We start from the raw sequence: 19,988 nt of genomic DNA, 5'->3' as shown, positions 1-19,988 counted from the left end.
CACATCAGGGATGGCTCAACTGCCCGCCAGAATCCTGCTGACGTACTGCGCCACTGCTCGAACGGCGCCCACCGTGCCTGGATAGTCCATCCGAGTCGGCCCGATCACGCCCAGCTTCGCGACCGGTTCGTCTCCGACACCGTAGCCCATCGACACGACCGACGTCGCATGCAAGCCTGCCAGCTTGTTCTCCTGCCCGATCCGCACGGTGAGCGCCGGATTGGTGGCCTCACCGAGCAACTTCATCAGCACGACGTGCTCCTCCAGCGCCTCGAGCACCGGATGGATCGCCTGCGGGTACTCGACGGCGAACTGCGACAGGTTCGCCGTGCCGCCGACCGCCACCCGCTCCTCGTGACGCTCCACGAGCGTCTCGAGCAACGCCGAGAGCACGGCGGTCACCACCGTGCGGTCCGGCTCGGCGAAACCCTCCGCGAAGTCGGCGAGCCGGTCCGGTACCTCGCTCAGCTTGGCCCCGACGACCACGTGGTTCAGCCGATGCCTGATGACGTCGACGGTCTCCTTGTCGGTCGGCTCGTACAGCTCCACGATCCGCTGGTCGACCCGACCGGTGTCCGCGATGGCGACGACGAGCAACCTGGTGTCGGTGAGCGACACCACCTCGACGTGCCGCACGACGGCGGTCACCAGCAGCGGGTACTGCACCACGGCGACCTGCCTGGTCACCTGGGCGAGCATCCGCACGGTGCGGCTGACGATGTCGTCCAGGTCGAGCGCGCCGTCGAGGAACCGCTGGATGGCGCGGCGCTCCGCGCCCGACAGCGGCTTCACGTCCATCAGCCGGTCGACGAACAGCCGGTAACCCTTGTCGGTCGGGATCCGCCCGGCGCTGGTGTGCGGCTGGGCGATGTACCCGTCCTCCTCAAGCGCCGCCATGTCGTTGCGTACCGTCGCGGAGGAGACGTTCAGCTCGTGCCGCTCGACCAGAGCCTTGGAGCCGACCGGCTCCTGGGTCTGCACGTAGTCCTGCACGATCGCTCGCAGGACGTCGAGCTTGCGCTCGTCGACCACCTGGTCACCTCCTCCCGCCCCGGCACGCCAACCGACTGGCACTCGTCGTTTTCGAGTGCCAGTCTACGGCGATTCCGCGGTGCCCGCCGTTACCGAGGGTAGGTCCGCGAGCCGGCGGGATCATGTTACGGACACGTAGCACGCCGTTCACGCAGCTGCCCCCGGCTACCTCGGAGACTGGCAGCGTGGAACACAACGATCACGCACCCACGAAGGCCACCGCCAGGCACATCGCGATGGTGGCGCACGACAACAAGAAGGTCGAGCTGCTGCAGTGGGCCGAGTTCAACAGGCAAACCCTGGCCGAACACCATCTGTACGCGACCGGCACCACGGGCACCATGCTCGAGTACGAGCTCGGCCTGCCGGTGACCAGGTTCCTCAGCGGCCCAGTGGGCGGTGACCAACAGATCGGCGCAAAGATCGCCGAGAACGTCATCGACCTGCTCGTCTTCTTCTGGGACCCGCTGGAACCGCAGCCGCACGACCCGGACGTGAAGGCACTGCTCCGGCTGGCGGCGGTGTGGAACATCGGCGTCGCCTGCAACCTCGCCAGCGCCGACCTGATGATCTCCTCCCCGCTGCTGACCAGCGGATACCAGCGGGTGCTCCCCGAGCTCGGCGACCGGCACCAGGTGGCGACGGAGGTCGCCGCCGCGCGCTGACCGTCCCGGCCGTCCTGGCCGTCGCGACCGTAGCGGTACGTGCACCCCTGGCTGCGTACCGTCAGGGCGAAACGCCACAAACGTCCGGGCTGCCCGTTGCGTCCGTCGACGGGCACTGGACGCTGCCCGGGAAAGCACTAGGCTCGGACGAGCAACAGTTACGCGGGAGCCCCAACCACGATGACCGAGCGCCACCTTCCCGACAGGGCCGGGGAATCCGACCCTGCCCAGGAGCGACCCTCCGGCGCCTCGCAGGACCAGGACGCTTCGCAGGACCAGGACGCACCGGCGCCGAGGTTCAACGCCCTCGGCGTAGCCGAGCCCGCCCGTCCGGCGTCGGGCCACCGCGCCCCGACGCCGCCCCCGCTGCCACCCCGACCGACGGGGTCGACCCCACCGCGCCCGGGCTGGACGGACACCGGCCCCCCGACCGCCCCCACGTCGGCGATGCCACCACGCCCGGTGCCGCCCGCCCCACCGGGCCGGTCCACCGGCCCGCAGCCGGCCGTGCCCCCGGCGACCACCGGACCCCCCGACGCCACCGGGCCACAGCACACCGGGTCCACCGGACCCCAGCCAGCCGTACCGCCCGGCCGGCACGGGACTGGCACCACCGGCCCGCAACCAGCCGTACCCCCGGCGACCACCGGACCCCCCGACGCCACCGGGCCACAGCACACCGGGTCCACCGGACCCCAGCCAGCCGTACCGCCCGGCCGGCCCCGCGCCGACTCCACCGGCCCGCAGCCCGCCGTACCGCCGCGGTCGCACCGCGCCGACTCCACCGGCCCGCAGCCCGCCGTACCGCCGGGGTCGCACCGGGCAGGGACCACTGGGCCGCAACCGGCCGTGCCGCCGGCGAGCGCCGGACCCGCCGGGCGCCAGCCCGCCGCGCCGGCGACGACCGGCGGACCGGCCGGGTCCACCGGGTCGCAGCCCGCGGGCTGGGCCGGGGTACGGCCCGCAGTTGCCGCCGGCCCGCCGCCGGGCGCGCCGGTCGCCGACGCCGGCACGGCGGCTCCCGCAGTCCCGCCGGCGCCGCAGGCGGAGCCCCCGGGGCCCGGGCACCCGCAGGTGCCTACCGCGCATCCGGCGACGGAACAGCCGGCGACCGGACGGTTCCCCGCGGCGTGGCGCGGCAACAGGCAGTCGGCGCCGAGGCTGCACACGTCCGCCCTGCACGTGCCGGAGGCGCCGCTCGACACCGGGCACGGTGGCCGGCCGCTGCCGGCCGAGGCCCGCGACGGCCAGACGGCGTACCTGCTCTACGACCAGGAGGCGCTCGCCTACACGGCACCGCCGCAGCACCGGGACGCCCACGCCCCCGCACCCGACCGGCACGCGGTGTACGAGCTCGTCGACACCGGGGCAGCGCCGCTGACGGCACCGCGGCCGCGGCCGGTCGAGGCGTGGCCACCGCCGGACGACCACCTCGACGTCCCGGACACCGACGACGTCGCGGCACCGGACGAGCTCGGCCACCGCACCTCGGTGCGCCGGGCGCGCTACTCCGCGCCGCCCGCCCGGCAGGCACCCGGCCGCACCGCCGCGTTCCTCGTCCACCTGGGCGGCGTGCTGAGCGGCTGCCTGCTGCCCGCGCTCGTCTACCTGGTCGCACGCCGCGGCTCGACGTTCGCGCGGATGCACTCCGCGGAGGCCGTCAACTTCCAGCTCACGCTGGCGCTCGGCTACGTCGGCGCGGCGATCGTCGGGGTGCTGTTCACCGGCTACCTGGTCCTCGTCCCGGTCTGGATCGTCGGCCTGGTCTTCGGCATCCAGGCCGCCATGGCCGCGGAGGCCGGCGCCGAGTACCACTACCCGTTCACCGTGCGGTTCGTGGCGTAGGCCAGCGCGCCTCGGCCGGTCGCCGCCGCGCTCGGGTTAATGTCGGCGGCGTGGTGCGGCACAGCAAGGATTACGGAACCGATGTGCTCGCCGGTGACTGGCGGCGGGCAGCCAAGCGACAGGTCCCCGAGGTTCCTGCGGAGCCCGGGCTGGTCGTCGAGGAGGTGGGCGACGGCTTCTGCGGCGCCGTCGTCGACTGGTCGAAGGACGCCATGGTCCTCGAGGACAGGCACGGCAAGCGGCGGAACTTCCCGTGGGGGCACGGCTACCTGGTCGACGGCGCGCCGGTGGCCATCACCCGCCCCGCCGCGGCGGCCCCGAAGCAGCCGGCCAGGTCGGCGTCCGGCTCGATCGCCGTCACCGACCACCGCGCCCGCATCGCGCGGGCGAGCCGCATCCTCGTCGAGGGTGTGCACGACGGTGAGCTGGTCGAACGCGTCTGGGGACACGACCTACGGGTGGCCGGCGTGGTGGTCGAGCCGCTGCATGGCATCGACGACCTCGCCGAGGCGATCGCGGACGTGCAGCCGGGCCCGCACCGCCGGATCGGCGTGCTGCTCGACCACCTGGTCACCGGCTCCAAGGAGAGCCGGATCGCGGCTGCCGTGACGTCTCCGCACGTGCTCGTCGTCGGGCACCCGTTCGTGGACATCTGGCAGGCCGTGCGGCCGCGGGTGCTCGGCATCCCGCAGTGGCCGGAGATACCGCGCGGCACCGACTGGAAGACCGGCATCTGCCACGCGTTCGGCTGGCCGGCCGAGGATGCCGCGGACATCGGCCAGGCGTGGCAGCGGATCCTCGACAAGGTGCAGACGTACGTGGACCTCGAACCCGCGCTGCTCGCCGTGGTGGAGGAGCTGATCGACTTCGTCACCGTCGGCCCGGACGAAACCGGCGAATGAGACCGCGGCGCACCCGCAGCGCCGTAGACTCGCCGGCAACGACGCGTTCGTACCGAGGGGACACCTGATGTCGGAGGGCAGTAGCCCGCCAGATCCGGAGCAGCCTGGCTACGGGCAGGGCCCACCACCGGGTTACGGGCAGGGACCGCCACCCGGCTACGGGCCGCCGCCCGGCTACGGGCCCCCGGGCGGCCAGTACGGACCCTGGCAGCCGGGCCCGCCACCGCCGGGCTACGCGCAGCCGCCGGTGAGCCCGCAGGACGAGCGCACCTGGGGCCTGCTGTGCCACCTCGGCGGGTTGCTGTTCAGCTTCGTCGTGCCGCTGATCATCTACCTGGTCTACAAGGACCGGTCGGTGTTCCTCGGCCGGCACGGCGCGCAGGCGTTGAACTTCCAGCTGACGCTGCTCATCGCGTGGGTGGGTGGCAGCGTGCTGAGCGTCATCTTCGTGGGGTACCTGGTGATGCTTGCGGCGGCCGCGGTCAGCATCGTGTTCTCCATCCTGGCGGCCGTAGCCGCCAACCGCGGCGAGGACTACGTCTACCCGATCGCCATCCCGTTCATCCGCAACTGACGGCAGGCCTGGCACGGTCAGCCGACCAGGTCGCGAACCAGCGCGTCGGCCAGCAGGCGGCCGCGGACGGTGAGCACCAGCCGGCCTTCCTGGTACGCGGCGGCGTCGGCGAGGCCCGCGGACACCGCGCGGGCGGCGCGCTCCGCGGCCGGCGCGTCCAGCTCGGCCAGCGGCAGGCCGTCCACAGTCCGTACGCCGAGCATCACCCGCTCCACCCGCTGCGCCTCGTCGTCGAGCACCTCGCGAGCCATCGCCGGCGTCCCGCCCTCGAGCAGCCGCTGCGCGTACGCCCGCGGGTGCCGCACGTTCCACCACCGGGTGCCGCCGACGTGGCTGTGCGCGCCCGGCCCGACGCCCCACCAGTCCGCGCCGGACCAGTACAGCTGGTTGTGCCGGCTGCGCTGCCGCTCGCCGGTCGCCCAGTTCGACACCTCGTACCAGTGCAGGCCGGCCCGGCCGAGCGTCTCGTCCGCCTGGAGGTAGCGATCGGCGAGCACGTCGTCGTCAGGCGGCGACAGCTCGCCGCGGCGCACCCGGGCGGCCAGCTGGGTGCCGTCCTCGACGACGAGCGCGTACGCGGACAGGTGGTCGGGACGCATGGCGATGGCGGCGTCGAGACTGCACTGCCAGTCGGCGGCGGACTCGCCCGGCGCACCGTAGATCAGGTCCAGGTTGATGCCGCCGATGCCCGCGGCGCGCGCCCACTGCACCGCCTGCGGCACCCCGTCCGGGCGGTGGGTGCGGTCGAGCACGTCGAGCACGTGCGGCACCGCGGACTGCATACCGAACGACACCCGGGTGAAGCCGGCGGCCGCCAGGCCGGCGAGCGACTCCTCGTCGACGGAGTCCGGGTTCGCCTCCGTGGTGACCTCGGCATCCGGCGCGAGCCCGAACTCGGCGCGTACGGCGGCGAGCAGCCGGGCGAGATCGGCGGCCGGCAACAGCGTCGGCGTGCCACCGCCGAAGAAGACCGTGGTCGCCTCGATGTCCGCGTCGCCGAGCAGCTTCCTGGCGAGGCGGATCTCCTGCTCGGCCACGGCCGCGTACTCCTGCCGCGACGCGCCGCCGCCGAGCTCCGCGGCCGTATAGGTATTGAAATCACAGTAGCCGCAGCGGCGGGCACAGTACGGTACGTGCACGTAGACGCCGAACGGGCGCCGTCCCACGCTGGCGAGGGCGGATTCCGGTAACGCGCCGTCGGTGGGCACGGATTCACCACTGGGCGCAGCGGAAGGCATCGTCCTATAGTCGCACTGTGCGGCGGTAGTTGCGGAGTGTCCACTTTGCCCACCGTTCACTCCTCTGCCGTCGGGTGCTCATACGCACTCCCTACGCTGCGCGAGGTTCACCTACCGAGAAGTCGAGGAGCCTGCAGTGAACGGACAGCCGGAGAAGAAGCTGCTACCACTGGTCGACAGTGTCCCGCACTACGGCAGGCGCAGCGCGATGACCTGCAGGTACCGCTGCGGCAACGCGTGCTCCCACCCGGCACCGAACAAGTCGGGCAACGAGTACTTCGGCGACCTGGTCACCGAGGTCGTGGCCAACCGGCTGTCCCGGCGCAACGTGCTGCGGCTGTCCGTGGCCGGCACCGTCGCCGCGGGGTTCGCCGGCAGCCTCGGCCTGCCCGCCGCAGCCGCGGCGCCCGGCACCTCGCGCACCGTGGCGAGCGGCTCCGCGCTGACCTTCGAGCCGGTCCCGCCGAACACCGACGACGCCGTCACCGTGGCCGACGGCTACGAGCACGCGGTGCTCGTCCGGTGGGGCGAGCCGATCCTGCCGGGGGCGCCCGCCTTCGACCCGCAGAACCAGTCGCCGGCGGCCCAGGCCATGCAGTTCGGCTACAACAACGACTTCATCGGCTTCCTGCGCCTCGGCGGCGACGACAGCGCACTGCTGGCGGTGAACCACGAGTACACCAACGAGGAACTGATGTTCCCCGGCTGGACCAGCCACGACGACGCCACCAACCAGCAGAAGCTGATCGCCATGCTCGCCCACGGGATGGCCATCGTGGAGCTCGAGCGGTCCGGCGACACCGGTGAGTGGCAGCTGGTCGCACCGAAGCAGGCGAAGAAGTACAACCGCCGGATCCATGCCCGCACGCCGTTCAAGCTGACCGGCCCCGCCGCCGGCTCCGACCTGGTGAAGACCAACGCCGACCCCAAGGGGATGGTCGTCTTCGGCATGCTGAACAACTGCGCCGGCGGCGTCACCCCGTGGGGCACCGTGCTCTCCGGCGAGGAGAACTTCGACCAGTACTTCATCGGCGCCGACGGCGTGCCCGACGACGACAAGGAAGCGCTCGAGCGCTACGGGCTCGACACCTCGGTGCGGTACCCGGACGACAACCGGAAGTGGGACAGCGTCGACAAGCGGTTCGACCTCACCGAGGAGCCGCACGAGGCGAACCGGTTCGGCTACATCGTGGAGATCGACCCGTACGACTCGAACGCCAGGCCGGTGAAGCACACCGCGCTCGGCCGGTTCAAGCACGAGGGCGCCAACATCCGGCTCGCGCCCAACGACCGCGCCGTCGCCTACATGGGCGACGACGAGCGCTTCGACTACCTGTACAAGTTCGTGTCGAGCGGGCGGATGCGCAGCGGCGACAGCAAGGCAGCGCGGGAGCACAACAAGACGCTGCTGACGTCCGGTGCGCTGTACGTCGCGAGGTTCGCGTACACCTCCGCGGACGAGATCGACGGTTCGGGCACGCTGCCGTCCGACGGCGCGTTCGACGGCACCGGCGAGTGGATCCTGCTCGTCGACGGCGACACCTCGCACGTGCCCGGGATGTCCGCCGCCGAGGTGGCCGTGCACACCAGGCTGGCCGCGGACAAGGTCGGCGCCACGGAGATGGACCGGCCGGAGGACGTCGAGCCGCACCCGACGACCGGCAAGGTGTACGCGGCCCTGACCAACAACTCCGAACGGGGCACCGAGGGCAACCCGGAGGCCACCGAGGTCGCGCCGCGCAACGAGAACAAGCACGGCCAGGTGCTCGAGCTGACCGAGGCGAACAACGACCCGACGTCGACCAAGTTCACCTGGTCGCTGCCGCTGGTGTGCGGCGACCCGGCGGACGAGTCGTCGTACTACGCCGGCTTCGACAAGACGAAGGTCTCGCCGATCTCCTGCCCGGACAACGTCGCGTTCGACCCGGCGGGCAACCTCTGGATCTCCACCGACGGCAACGCGCTGGAGAAGAACGACGGGTTCTTCGCCGTGCCGCTGGAGGGCGACGAGCGCGGCTACGTGAAGCAGCTCCTCACCGTGCCGGTGGGCGCGGAGACCTGCGGACCGTGGATCACCGACGACGCCCGCACCGCGTTCATCGCCGTGCAGCACCCCGGTGAGGTCGACGGCGCCAGCTTCGACGAGCCGGCGAGCACCTGGCCGGACGGCGACTACGCACGGCCCGCCGTCATCAACGTCTGGCACACCGAAGGCGGCCGCATCGGTTCCTGACCACGAGGGCCCGGTTCCCGACGTCTCGTCGGGGGCCGGGCTACTTCTTGTCGTCGTCGGAGTCGCTGGAAAGGGCGGCGATGAAGGCTTCCTGCGGGATGTCCACGCTGCCGACGGTCTTCATCTTGCGCTTGCCCTCGCGCTGCTTCTCCAGCAGCTTGCGCTTCCTGGTGATGTCGCCGCCGTAGCACTTCGCAAGCACGTCCTTCCGCATCGCCCGGATGTTCTCCCTGGCGATGATCCGCGAGCCGATGCTGGCCTGGATCGGCACCTCGAACTGCTGCCGCGGGATGAGCTTGCGCAGCCGCTTGGTCATCTCCACGCCGTACGGGTACGCCTTGTCTTTGTGCACGATGGCGCTGAACGCGTCCACCTGCTGGCCGTGCAGCAGGATGTCCACCCGAACCAGGTCGGCGGCCTGTTCGTCGGCGGCCTCGTAGTCCAACGACGCGTAGCCGCGGGTGCGTGACTTCAGCTGGTCGTAGAAGTCGAAGATGATCTCCGCAAGCGGCAGCGTGTAGCGGATCTCCACGCGCTCCGGCGACAGGTACTCCATGCCGAGCAGCACCCCGCGCCGCGCCTGGCAGAGCTCCATCACCGCGCCGACGTATTCGCTGGGCAGCAACAGTGTCGCGCGCACCACCGGCTCGTACACCGCGGCGACCTTGCCCTCGGGGAACTCGCTCGGGTTGGTGACCACGTGCCTGCTGTCGTCCTCGAGCACCACGTTGTACGACACATTGGGTGCGGTGGAGATGAGCGTCAACCCGGCCTCGCGCTCCAGCCGCTCTCGCACGATCTCCATGTGCAGCAGGCCGAGGAACCCGCAACGGAAGCCGAACCCGAGAGCCGCCGACGTCTCCGGCTCGTACGCCAGCGCGGCGTCGTTCAGCCGCAGCTTGTCGAGCTCCTCGCGCAGCGTCGAGTACTGGTCGCCGTCGACCGGGTAGAGCCCGGCGAACACCATCGGCTTGGCTTCCCGGTAGCCGGGCAGCGGCTGCTCGGCCTGGCGGCGCGCCGAGGTCACCGTGTCGCCGACCTTCGACTGGCGGACGTCCTTGACGCCGGTGATCAGGTAGCCCACCTCGCCGACGCCGAGCCCCTCGGTCGCTTTCGGCTCCGGCGAGATCACCCCGACCTCGAGCGTGTCGTGGGTCGCGGTGGTCGCCATCATCCGCACGCGCTCGCGGCTGGCGAGGTAACCGTCGACCATCCGCACGTACGTCACCACCCCGCGGTACGTGTCGTAGACGGAGTCAAAGATCATCGCCCGCGCCGGCGCGTCCGGGTCGCCGACCGGTGGCGGCGTCTCGGTGACGATCAGGTCGAGCAGCTCGCGCACCCCGTCACCGGTCTTGCCGGAGACCCGCAGCACGTCGTCCGGGCTGCCGCCGAGCACGTGCGCGATCTCCTCCGCGTACCGCTGCGGGTCGGCAGCCGGCAGGTCGATCTTGTTCAGCACGGGGATGATGTGCAGGTCGCCCTCGACGGCGAGGTAGAGGTTGGCCAGCGTCTGCGCTTCGATGCCCTGCGCCGCGTCGACGAGCAGCACCGCGCCCTCGCAGGCCGCCAGCGACCTGGACACCTCGTAGCTGAAGTCGACGTGCCCGGGCGTGTCGATGAGGTTGAGTACGTACTCGTCGCCGTCGACGGACCACGGCAGGCGTACCGCCTGCGACTTGATGGTGATGCCGCGCTCGCGCTCGATGTCCATCCGGTCGAGGTACTGCGCGCGCATCGACCGGTCGTCGACCACGCCGGTGAGCTGGAGCATGCGGTCGGCGAGAGTCGACTTGCCGTGGTCGATGTGCGCGATGATGGAGAAGTTGCGGATGCGCGCGGGATCGGTCGTCTTCGGCACGGTGGTGTCGGCGATCCTCCGGTACGGGATGGTGTGAACGTACCCATGGTCCCACGAGTCGCGATGCGGTGTTCGGCAAGCCGGCCGGACACCCGTAGCGGGGGCGGAATTCGGTTGAGCCGGCCGCCGACCGGCCCGGATCATGGCAGGTATGTCGAACGCGCCCCGGTTGTCCGCCCGCGTCCCGCCGGTGGCCGCCGGCGTGCGCGCCGCCTGGTCGCAGGTGCCGCGGCCGGCGCACGACTGGCTCGCCGGCGTGCTGGGTTCGCCGGTGGTGGAGAGCCACGCCCAGCTCGGCGGGTTCTCCCCCGGCGCCGCGGTGCGGCTGGTGTGCGCGGACGGCAGCCGCGCGTTCGCGAAGGCCGTCAGCTCGTCGATGAACACCGACTCGGTGCGGATGTACCGCTACGAGGGCCGCATCGTGCAGGCGCTGCCGGCGCACCCGAGCGTGCCCCGGCTGCTCGGCAGCTACGACGACGGCACCTGGGTGGTGCTGGCCTTCGAGGACGTCGAGGGCCGCCAGCCGCGGCTACCGTGGCAGGCCGACGAGCTAGCCCTGGTGCTCGACACGGTCACCGAGCTCGGCGAGCTGCTCGACCCGAACCCGGTGCCGGACTGCTATTCCCTCGGCGCGGAGTTGGCGGCCATGGCGAACCTCTGGCAGGAGCTGGCCGCCGACCCACCGACCGACCTCGACCCGTGGCTGCGCCAGCACCTGCCGGACCTGGTGGCGTGGGCGCAGCGCCCGGCGCCGGACGGCACCGCGCTCGTCCACCTGGACATACGCGCCGACAACCTCCTACTCACCCCGTCCGGCGACGTCTGCGTGCTCGACTGGGCGAACGCCGGCACCGGCCCCGGCTGGCTGGACCCGACGTACCTGATGCTCGAAGTCCAGGCCCACGGCGGCCACGACGTCGAGCGCCTACTCGCCGAACACCCCCTGACCCGTACGGTCGACCGCGAGGACATCACGTGGGCCGTCCTCGCGGCGGCGGCCATGTTCGAGCAACGCTGCCGCCAGCCGGCCCCGCCCGGCTTACCCACCATCCGCCCGTTCCAGCGCGCGTACGCACACACCGCCACCACCTGGCTCCGCGCCCGCCTACCCACCTGGCCCTGAGCCCCCAGCCGGCCCGGCCCGCCCGACCCGGCCCGACGACTTCGCGGCGGGCCTTCGAGCCGACGGGCCCCTTGGGCAGCGGCACCGCGACCGGCAGGGCAACGGCTGTGTGGGGCCGGCGCGGCCCGGCGAACCCGACGACCTCGCGGCGGGAGCCCTCCGAGCCGACAGGCCCGCCTTGGGCCACCATGGACGGGACCGGTGGACCCCGCAACCTCGCCGCGAAAGCCCTCCGAGCCGACAGGCCCACCTTGGGCCACCATGGACGGGACCTGGCCGTGGCGAGCCGCGCCCTCCCTGGGGGCGGGCCGGCGGACCGCCGATGGTTGTGGGAACCGTTGCGCCGGTCAACTGGCGATGGCGAGCCGCGCCGTCCTAGGGCGGCCCGTGGACCGCCGACGGCGTGGGAACCGCTCACGCCGGTCAACTGGCGATGGCGAGCCGCATCGCTGATGGCGGCCCTACCCCACCTTCGGCGGGACAGCGGGCCCCCGTCGACTGGTCGCCCACCTCGAGCCCCGCGGGCTGGGCGGTGAGCAAGCCTGGCTTGGGCCAACGGCACCGCGGCCGGCGGGGCCCGCTGTGGTGGGCCGGGCCGCCCGGTGCGCACAACGGACAACGCAGGACCAGTGGTGACCGCAGGCCAGTGGTGAGGCCGAGCCCAGCCCGAGCCAGCGGCCGCGGTCGCTTGGTGGCGGGGGGGCGTGGGCCCGATTTTGGGTCGGCAACGCGGCGCTGGTAATCTTGCTCAACGCGTGGCTCTCGCCACGTTTGTCCTCCTTACCGACGATCACACCGAAGGCTCGCGCGTGGCGAACATCAAGTCGCAGATCAAGCGGAACAAGCAGAACGAGGCCGCACGGCAGCGCAACAAGGCCGTGCGCTCCGCGCTGCGGACATCGGTGCGCAGGTTCCGCGCAGCCGCCGAGGCCGGTGACGTCGAGCAGGCGAACACCCTGCTGCGTACCGCCACCCGCAGCCTCGACAAGGCCGCGAGCAAGGGCGTCATCCACAAGAACCAGGCCGCGAACCGCAAGTCCGCCCTGGTCAAGCAGGCCAACGTGCTCGCCAGCAAGTAAGGCGCACGCCCGCCCCGGCTCATCGGTACGGCGCGCACCCCGAGCGCGATCAGCCCGGCCCGGTCATCTCAGCCCCGCGGACAGCTGCACTGCTGCGTGGCTCACCGCCCCGACCCGGCCATCCCGCCCGGCCTCCGCGTGAAACGTGCGGCTATCCGGTCAGTGACTACAGCGGCATCGCCCGAAACCGGGTCGGGCTCAGCTCGCCGACGCCGGGGCCAGCTCGACCACCAGGCCGCCCGACACTTCTAGCAAGGTCACTGCCGGCGAGCACGCCCCGGGACTTCACCGCTGCCGGGTCACCCCCGCGGGCCCAGATCGACCACCAGGCCGCCCGACACTCCTAGCAAGCCCGTTACCAGCGAACCCACCCCGGAATTCACCGCTGCCGGGTCACCCCGCCCGGAGCCCAGCTCGACCACCAGGCCGCCCGACTACTAGCAACCTCACCGCCAGCGACTCCACCCACCGGGACTCACCGCTGCCGGTCGCCTCGCCGGGGCCCAGACGCGCGGAGCGCCAGACCCGCGGGGCGTCAGCCTGCTGTACGCGCGCACCGCGCGATCGTCACCACTGCGCGTTCCAGGGCGTACGACGCGTCCGCGGCCTCGCCCTTGACCTGGGCGTCCGCCTCTGCCACCGCATGGATCGCGCGGGCTATCGCGTCATCGGTCCATCCGCGCACCTGCTTACGCACCCGGTCGACCTTCCACGGCGGCATGCCGAGCTCCTTGGCCAGGTCAGCGGGACGCTTCGCGCCCGCCGCACGCACCTGGACGAGTGACCGCATGCTCTGCGCCAGCGCACCGGTGACGAGCACCGGCGCCACCCCGACCGCCATCGCCCAGCGCAGCTGCTCGAGAGCATCCGCAGCACGACCCTCGAGCGCCCGGTCGGCGACGGTGAAACTGGTCGCCTCGGCCCGTCCTGTGTAGTACCTGGCGACGACGTTCGCGTCGATCTTCGCGGTGTCCGAGTCCGCGACCAGCTGGGAGCACGCCTGCGCGAGCTCGCGCAGGTCGGCGCCGACCGCGTCGATCAGTGCCCGCGCCCCGTCGTCGGTCAACGTGCTGCCCAGCCGGCGCACTTCCGCAGCGACGAACTTCAACCGGTCCGCCTGCCGCTTCACCGGCTGGCAGTCCACCCGCCGCGCGCTTGCCCCGTCGGCCAGCTCGAGCACGGCCTTGCCGCGGTTGCCGCCGGCATGGACGATCACGACCGTCACGTCGTCCGCCGACTGCTGCAGCAACTCGGTCAGCTCAGCGGTGAGGTCCTTGCCCAAGGTCTCGGTGCCGCGCACCACGAGGACGCGGGGCTCCCCGAACAGGGACGGGCTGGCCAGCTCGGTCAACCGTCCGGGCTCCAGCTCACCGGCGGTCAGCTCGTGCACCTCCGCGCCCGGGTCCCGCTTGCGCACCGCGCCGACCACCTCGGCGACGGCACGGTCGACCAGTAGCTCCTCACCACCGGTCACGAGGGTCACGGGAGCGAGCGGATCGTCGCGGGTAGCGGCCACGGGCCAAGCATCCCACGCGGCACCGACCGCACGGCCACCTGCGTCAGTAGCTACGCGACCTCGGCGTCCTCGAACAGCTTCGCCGGATCGCCGTACGCCACCATCCACTGCGGACGCAGCCGGTAGTAGACAACGTCACCCCACCCCATCGGCGACTCGCCGTAGTACTCGGTGACGTAGTCGAGTACGGCCGGCCACTCTGCATCCTCCGCGCCATCGGTGGGGTTCAGCGTCTCGACCACGCCGTGGGCGAACAGGCCGAGGTCGTCACCGCGCAGGTGTGCTGCGCTCGCCGCCGGACGCGCCGCCAGGTGCCGAGACTTCGCCGCGGACCTCTCGGTGCCGAATACCCAGCGACCGTGCAGGAAGTGACCGTCCACGCCGCTGATCCGCGGCTCCCCGGCGGCGGTGACCGTGGACAGCGCGAGCGTGCACATGCCCTGACTGACCCGCACCAGCTGTGCAGCCGTCAGCGACCGGTCCGGTCGGACGATGGACTGCAGGTGCGCCGTCGAGCGCGCCAACGACTTGTCGAGTAGCTGCTGAAGTTCGTCGAGCTCGGCTTGGGTTTCGAACATCCCCTCAGCCTGTCGCACGGCACCGACAATCCAACCCCACACGGACATCGTCACGGGTCGGCCGCAGCAGCCGTGCCACCGCGCGTCACGACCGCGAGCTGTCCGCTGGACGTACGGACCACCGCCACGTCGCCACCGCGGTCGGTACGCAGTACGCGCATCCGTCGCAGGCGCAGCGAACGCAGCGTGCGAGCGGCCGGATGGCCGTACGCGTTGTCCGCGCCCGCGGAGATCACCGCCACGCGCGAACGGGTCGCAGTGAGGAACCCGGGATCCTGCCGGGCCGAACCGTGATGCGGCACCTTCAGTACGTCGGCGCGCAGCTCGACACCGGCGGCGCGCAACCGTCGCTGCGCGTCCGGTTCGATGTCACCGGTGAGCAGCATGGTGAGCCCGGGCCAGCTGGCCCGCACGACGAGGCTCGCATCGTTCTCCCCCGCGCTGTCGACGCCCACCACCCCGGGCTCCGGCCACAACACCTGCAGGCGCAGGCCCGGCAGCTGCCAGCCCGTACCCGCCGTCGCCCGGTGCAGCTCGACATCGGCGCGCGCCGTCGAGCGGCGCAGCTGCCGCCACTGTTCCTGCGGGTGCCCGAGCGGCGTGGTCACCACCGTTCCGACACTGCGGCCGGCCAGCACGCCGGCCAGGCCGGCGACGTGGTCCGCGTGCAGGTGGCTGACCAACACCAGCGGCACCTGCCGTATCCGCAGCCGGTCGAGACACGTCCGGATCGGCGCCGACTCGGGCCCGGTGTCGACCACGACGGCGCTGCCGTCGGCCACCCGGAGCACCAGGCCGTCGCCCTGCCCGACGTCACACGCCACGACCCGCCAGCCCTTCGGCGGCCATGCCGGTGCCACCAGGTGCACGGTGCCGACCACCGTCAGCGCCCCGACGAGCGCCGCCGCGACCAGCGCGCGCACCATCCGGTGTGGCGCCAGCACGAACACGGCCACGGTGAGGGCCGCCAGGCCCACCGCACCGAGCACCCCGCCGTGCCAGTCCACCGCAGCCCAGGGCACGGCAGCCGCGTTCCTCGCCACCTGGACGACCCACCACGCCGGTAGCCACGCGCACCAGGCCAGCAGCTCGGCGACGCCGGGCAGGACCGGGTGCACCAGGGTGACGACCACGCCGAGCACGGTGATCGGCGCGACGGCGGGTGCTGCCAGCAGGTTCGCCAGCACCGCGAGCACGTTGACCTGTCCGGCGAGCAGCACGATCACCGGCCCGCACATGGCCTGGGCAGCGGCCGGTACCGCGATCGCCTCGGCCAACAGCCGCGGCACACCGCGCGCCACCAACCAATCGCGCCACGGCGGAGCCAGCACGATCAACCCGAACGTCGCGAACACCGACAACGCGAACCCGAAGGACCGGGCCAGGGCAGGGTCGGCGTAGACCAGCACGAGTACCGCGGTGAACAAGGCAGGCAGACTTCGCCGGGGTCGCCCGTAGCCGAGTGCCAGCAGCCCGATCCCCCCCATGACCGCCGCGCGCAGCACGCTCGGTTCGGGACGAGCGAGCACGACGAAGCCGATGATGCCGCCTGCCGCCAACCCGGCGAGCAACCGTGGCGACAGCACCAACCAGCGTCCCGCCAACACAATCGCGCCGGTGACGATGGCGAGGTTGGAGCCGGAGACTGCCAGCAGGTGCGTCAGCCCCGTCCGGCGGAACTCGTCCTCCAGCCGCGTCGACAGCAACGAGGTGTCGCCGACCACCAGGCCAGGTATCAGCCCGCGCGCCTCTCCCGGCAGCACGCCAACCGCGTCGCGCAACCCGGCCCGCAAACCGGCGGCGACCCGCTGCACCGGTGGCGGTCGCCCCACCGGCCGCGGCGGCGACCGCGCGTAGAGCACCGCAGCGAACGTGCCGTCGTCCAGCGGCCTCGCCAGCGTTCCCGTCACCCTCAGCCGCTGGCCGGGCGTGAGCCGTCGCCAACCCGGTTCGCTGGTGATCACCAGCACCGGCTGCCGGCCGGTGTAGGCGTCCCCCTGCCGCGCTACCCGCCGGAGGCTCGCGCGGACCGTGACCGAGCGCCGCTGCCAGCTCGCGGCAGGCTTCTCCTTGACCAGCATGGGGTCGCCGGAGACGACGAGCTCGGCGTGGACACTGCTCCCAGCCGCGGCCCACCGCGGTATCGGCCCGGAGCCGAGCACCGCCAGGTGCGCAGCCGTGCACGCCGCGGCTGCCGTGGCACAGGCGAGGACCGCCGGGACCGACCACCGCAGCCGTGGCCGGGACCGCAACAACACTCGCGTGGCCACCGTCACGATCACCCCCACGATGCTCACCGCGATGGCGGTGCCGGCGGACGTGCCGAGCAAGCCCAGGGCGACCAGCCAACCTGCCACGGCCGCACCGCCGAGGCGTAGGTCCGGTACCTGGCTCGGCACCACCCCCAATCCACGCGTAGTGCTCATACCTGCACCCGCGACGAGATGTCGGCATAACGCGCCGGACCGATGCCGGACACGTCCTTCAGTTCGTTGACGGCCTGGAAGCCGCCGTGTTTGGTGCGGTAGTCGATGATGCGTTGCGCCAGGACAGGACCGACACCGGGCAACTCCTCGAGCTGGGTCAGATCGGCGGCGTTGAGGTCGATCTTCGGCCCGGCCGTGCCCGCCGGCCCGCCGGTACCTGGCGGCACGGTAGCGGCCTGGGACACTGCGGCAGGCACGTCGACGAGGATCTGCTCGCCGTCGGACAGTTTGCGCGCCAGGTTGAGCCCGACGGTCTTGGCGCCCGGGCGCAGTCCACCCGCCGCACGGATCGCGTCGATGACGCGTGACCCCGCCGGCAGGCGCACGATGCCGGGACGGCGTACCTTGCCCGCGACGTCGACGACGATCCGCTTCGCCGGCGCGGACGATGTGCTCGACGCCGGGGCTTGGCTGGTCGCGGCGGTCACTGGCGGCACCTCGGCAGGTACCGACCTGCCCCGCCACCACAGGCCGCCACTGATGAGCGCGGCCAGCAGTGCGACCACGACCAGCGCACGCCAGCCCCGCCTGCCGGGGCTGTACCTCGCGCCGCGCAGCGTGGCCGGCAGCTTGGCCGCGACCGCCGTACGGACGGCAGTGCGGAGGTCGGGCCCCGGCGCGTGGGCCGGGCGCCGTCGGCCCGGCGGCTCAACCTGGTCGTCCCGGCGGGCCTCGTCTGGCGGAACGTCGGGGGGTGGCTCGCTGCGCGGGTTGTCGCGGCCCCGAGGCGCCACACCGTCCGAACCGTTGCGGCCGCCCCGGCGCACCTTGCCAGGCGAGTCATCACGACCATCGGCCACACCGTCCGAACCGTTGCGGCCGCCCCGGCGCACCTTGCCAGGCGAGTCATCACGACCATCGGCCACACCGTCCGAACCGTTGCGAGCACCCTGGCGCGCCTCTGCAGGCGGGTCGGCGCGGCCCCGACGGGCCACGCCGGACGGTCCGTTGGGGCCGCCCCGGCGCGCCCTGCCAGGCGAGCCATCACCGCCCCCATGCGCCACACCGTCCGAACCGTTGCGGTCACCCCGGCGTGCCGCGGCGGGCGGGGCGGCGTGGGTGCGTCGAGGTAGTTGTGGCTCCGGTTCTGCACGCAGCTTGCCGCGAGTCGTAGCACCGGCCGCAGGCTCTGTAACCGCCTCGGCCGGCAGCCAACCGGTGGCAGCCGCCGGCATCACCCGATTCACCCGGGAGGTTGCGCGCTCAGTCTTCTTCCCTGGCATACCCGTGACATCGGCAGCCGGACGGTGCGACCCAAGGGGCCGCGGAGAACCTGTGGACGGCCGCGCCGGCGAGTGGTGCCCCTCGAATCGAGGAGTTCAGCACGACGACCAGTGCGGGACGTGAGTCGACCCGGTGCCAGCGTGGGGGCTAGGGCGCTGTGGGGTCGGAGGCGTCGAGCGCGGCCGTCGGGGTGGTGGGCGAAGTCGCGAGCCAGAGGGGCTCGGGCGAACACCACGGTCGGGAGGCAGGGACAAATCCACAGCCGGCGCGGGCGACGAGGCCAACGGCTACCGCGGCCCGGGCAAGCACTACGGTGGCGCGGAACGGCAGACAGCCCACGGCCGGCGCGGGCAGACGCGGTCGACGGGCACCGTGGGTTCGTCAAGCACAACGGCCGGCACGAGCAAACGCGGCCGACGCGAATCGTGGACTCGCCAAGCACCACAGCCGGCGCGGGCGACGAGGCCGACGGCTACCGCGGCCCGGGCAAGCACTACCGCGGCGCGGAGCGACGGACAGCCCACGACCCAGCGCTGGCGGGCGCGGTCGACGGGCACCGTGGGCTCGGCAGGCATTACGGGCGGCGCGGGACGCGCGGACAGCCCAGAGCCAGCGCTGGCGGGCGCGGACGTGTGGGCAACCGCACGTCCGCGCAGCGTGGAGAGACTGGCTAGTGCACGTGCTTGCGGTCCAGGGCGTCGAGCGCGGCGGCGGGGGTGGTATGGGCTAGGTCGACGGCAGTGGCGGTCGGGAGGGAGGCGGCGGACGCTGGGTCCTTCAGGGCCGTCGAGGTGAGTAGGCAGACGACGGTCTCGTGCGGGGCTAGCCAGGCGTCCGCGGCTTGCTTGCGGACGGCCGCGATGGTTGCGGCGGAGGCGGCTTCGACGAACAGGCCCTCGGTCGCTGCCAGCTGTCGTTGGTCGGCGAGCAGCTGTTCCTCGGTGACCGGCACCGCTCGCCCGCCGGTCGCGCAGATCGCTTGTACGGCCTGGCGGGTGTTGTACGGACCGCCGATGGAGAACGCCGCCGTGCTCGTGATCGGCACCGGCCCAAGTGCTGGCTCGCCGCCGCCACCGTCGTGGACGCCACCGACGTCGGTACGGCCGTCACCGCCGCCGTGGCCGCCGTGGCCGCCGTGGCCGCCGTGGCCGCCGTGGCCGTCGTGGACGCCGTCGCCGCCATCACCGCCGTGGACGCCCTCAGCGCCAGCACCGCCCTGGCCACCGCTGCCGTGGTCGTCGTCGCAGTGGTTGCCGTGGTTGCCAATGGCGGCGGGCGCGGTGGACCCGGCGGGCGCGGTGGACCCGGCGGGCGCAGTGGGCGCGAGGGACGTGAGGGCCTGGTCTAGGGCGTGGAACAGCTCGACGGCTACCAGGCGCGGTACGCGGTCGATGTGGCCGGTTGCTTGGAGGTCGGCGAAGCCGCAGTGGATGCCGGATAGGCAGTCGCCGTAGGCGACTGGTAGCACTACTATTGCGTCCGGTACGGCAGCGCCTAGATGGTTGATTCCTTGGTCAGTGGTCGTAGGCGGTTAGTGATCGTTTGCTGGTGACGCCGGTGGTCCAGTTGGTCCAGATGCCGGAGGTGAGGGCGAGGAGTCGCTGGGCGATGCGGGTGAAGACTCCGGTGGGT

General features: G+C 72.3%; 16 protein-coding genes and 1 pseudogene. 8 read left to right on the top strand and 9 right to left on the bottom strand.

The window, feature by feature from the left end; genetic code table 11:
* Positions 1–15: 15 nt before the first annotated feature.
* The gene (gene hrcA, locus GEV07_19310; GenBank protein ID MQA04772.1) at positions 16–1,032 is read right to left on the bottom strand and encodes a heat-inducible transcriptional repressor HrcA; all 1,017 of its coding nucleotides are present in this window, start codon (positions 1,030–1,032) and stop codon (positions 16–18) included.
* A 122-nt stretch (positions 1,033–1,154) separates the two neighbouring features.
* On the opposite strand from hrcA, the gene GEV07_19305 reads away from it, so the two are divergent.
* The 4 genes from GEV07_19305 to GEV07_19290 all read left to right on the top strand — a co-directional run bounded on the left by GEV07_19305 (position 1,155) and on the right by GEV07_19290 (position 5,018).
* Complete coding sequence (locus GEV07_19305; protein MQA04771.1) at positions 1,155–1,697, top strand: methylglyoxal synthase; 543 nt, start codon at positions 1,155–1,157, stop codon at positions 1,695–1,697.
* Positions 1,698–2,771: 1,074 nt separating this feature from the next.
* The gene (locus GEV07_19300; GenBank protein MQA04770.1) at positions 2,772–3,542 is read left to right on the top strand and encodes a DUF4870 domain-containing protein; all 771 of its coding nucleotides are present in this window, start codon (positions 2,772–2,774) and stop codon (positions 3,540–3,542) included.
* Between the two features lie 53 nt (positions 3,543–3,595).
* Entirely contained in the window at positions 3,596–4,444 is an 849-nt protein-coding gene (locus GEV07_19295; protein ID MQA04769.1) for a DUF3097 family protein, read from the top strand.
* A gap of 67 nt (positions 4,445–4,511) precedes the next feature.
* The gene (locus GEV07_19290) at positions 4,512–5,018 is read left to right on the top strand and encodes a DUF4870 domain-containing protein (GenBank protein MQA04768.1); all 507 of its coding nucleotides are present in this window, start codon (positions 4,512–4,514) and stop codon (positions 5,016–5,018) included.
* Positions 5,019–5,035: 17 nt separating this feature from the next.
* On the opposite strand, the gene GEV07_19285 is transcribed toward GEV07_19290, so the two are convergent.
* Positions 5,036–6,256: a coproporphyrinogen III oxidase gene (locus GEV07_19285; protein MQA04767.1), complete on the bottom strand. Its 1,221-nt coding sequence runs from the start codon at positions 6,254–6,256 to the stop codon at positions 5,036–5,038.
* 136 nt (positions 6,257–6,392) lie between these two features.
* Here GEV07_19285 and GEV07_19280 point away from each other — a divergent pair, with 136 nt between their 5' ends.
* Entirely contained in the window at positions 6,393–8,489 is a 2,097-nt protein-coding gene (locus GEV07_19280; GenBank protein ID MQA04766.1) for a DUF839 domain-containing protein, read from the top strand.
* Positions 8,490–8,529: 40 nt separating this feature from the next.
* On the opposite strand, the gene lepA is transcribed toward GEV07_19280, so the two are convergent.
* Positions 8,530–10,494 (bottom strand): elongation factor 4, encoded by a 1,965-nt coding sequence (lepA, locus tag GEV07_19275; protein ID MQA04765.1) that lies wholly within the window; start codon positions 10,492–10,494, stop codon positions 8,530–8,532.
* Positions 10,495–10,501: 7 nt separating this feature from the next.
* On the opposite strand from lepA, the gene GEV07_19270 reads away from it, so the two are divergent.
* From GEV07_19270 to rpsT, 3 genes and pseudogenes are all read left to right on the top strand, one after another.
* Positions 10,502–11,473: a phosphotransferase gene (locus GEV07_19270; protein MQA04764.1), complete on the top strand. Its 972-nt coding sequence runs from the start codon at positions 10,502–10,504 to the stop codon at positions 11,471–11,473.
* Positions 11,436–11,528 (top strand): annotated as a pseudogene (locus GEV07_19265) (peptidoglycan-binding protein). The gene GEV07_19270 and the pseudogene GEV07_19265 overlap by 38 nt, the downstream one beginning before the upstream one ends.
* Positions 11,529–12,282: 754 nt before the next feature.
* Positions 12,283–12,552 (top strand): 30S ribosomal protein S20, encoded by a 270-nt coding sequence (gene rpsT, locus GEV07_19260; GenBank protein MQA04763.1) that lies wholly within the window; start codon positions 12,283–12,285, stop codon positions 12,550–12,552.
* 535 nt (positions 12,553–13,087) lie between these two features.
* Here rpsT and holA read toward each other — a convergent pair.
* The 6 genes from holA to GEV07_19230 all read right to left on the bottom strand — a co-directional run.
* Entirely contained in the window at positions 13,088–14,068 is a 981-nt protein-coding gene (gene holA, locus GEV07_19255; protein MQA04762.1) for a DNA polymerase III subunit delta, read from the bottom strand.
* Positions 14,069–14,118: 50 nt separating this feature from the next.
* On the bottom strand, positions 14,119–14,646 hold the full coding sequence (locus tag GEV07_19250; protein MQA04761.1) for a pyridoxamine 5'-phosphate oxidase family protein: 528 nt from the start codon (positions 14,644–14,646) through the stop codon (positions 14,119–14,121).
* 50 nt (positions 14,647–14,696) lie between these two features.
* Positions 14,697–17,072, bottom strand: coding sequence for a DUF4131 domain-containing protein (locus GEV07_19245; protein ID MQA04760.1), 2,376 nt, complete (start codon positions 17,070–17,072; stop codon positions 14,697–14,699).
* A complete protein-coding gene (locus tag GEV07_19240) occupies positions 17,069–18,355 on the bottom strand; it encodes a ComEA family DNA-binding protein (protein ID MQA04759.1) in 1,287 nt (428 codons plus the stop codon). The genes GEV07_19245 and GEV07_19240 overlap by 4 nt, the downstream gene beginning before the upstream one ends.
* Positions 18,356–19,026: 671 nt before the next feature.
* A complete protein-coding gene (locus GEV07_19235) occupies positions 19,027–19,824 on the bottom strand; it encodes a pyridoxal-phosphate dependent enzyme (GenBank protein ID MQA04758.1) in 798 nt (265 codons plus the stop codon).
* Positions 19,825–19,870: 46 nt separating this feature from the next.
* Positions 19,871–19,988: IS982 family transposase (locus GEV07_19230; protein MQA04757.1), on the bottom strand; the 118-nt coding region annotated here is incomplete at its 5' end.

It is taken from the genome of Streptosporangiales bacterium (genome assembly GCA_009379825.1).
Classification (GTDB): Bacteria; Actinomycetota; Actinomycetes; order Streptosporangiales; family WHST01; genus WHST01.
This window is presented reverse-complemented; position numbering and strand designations above follow the sequence as displayed.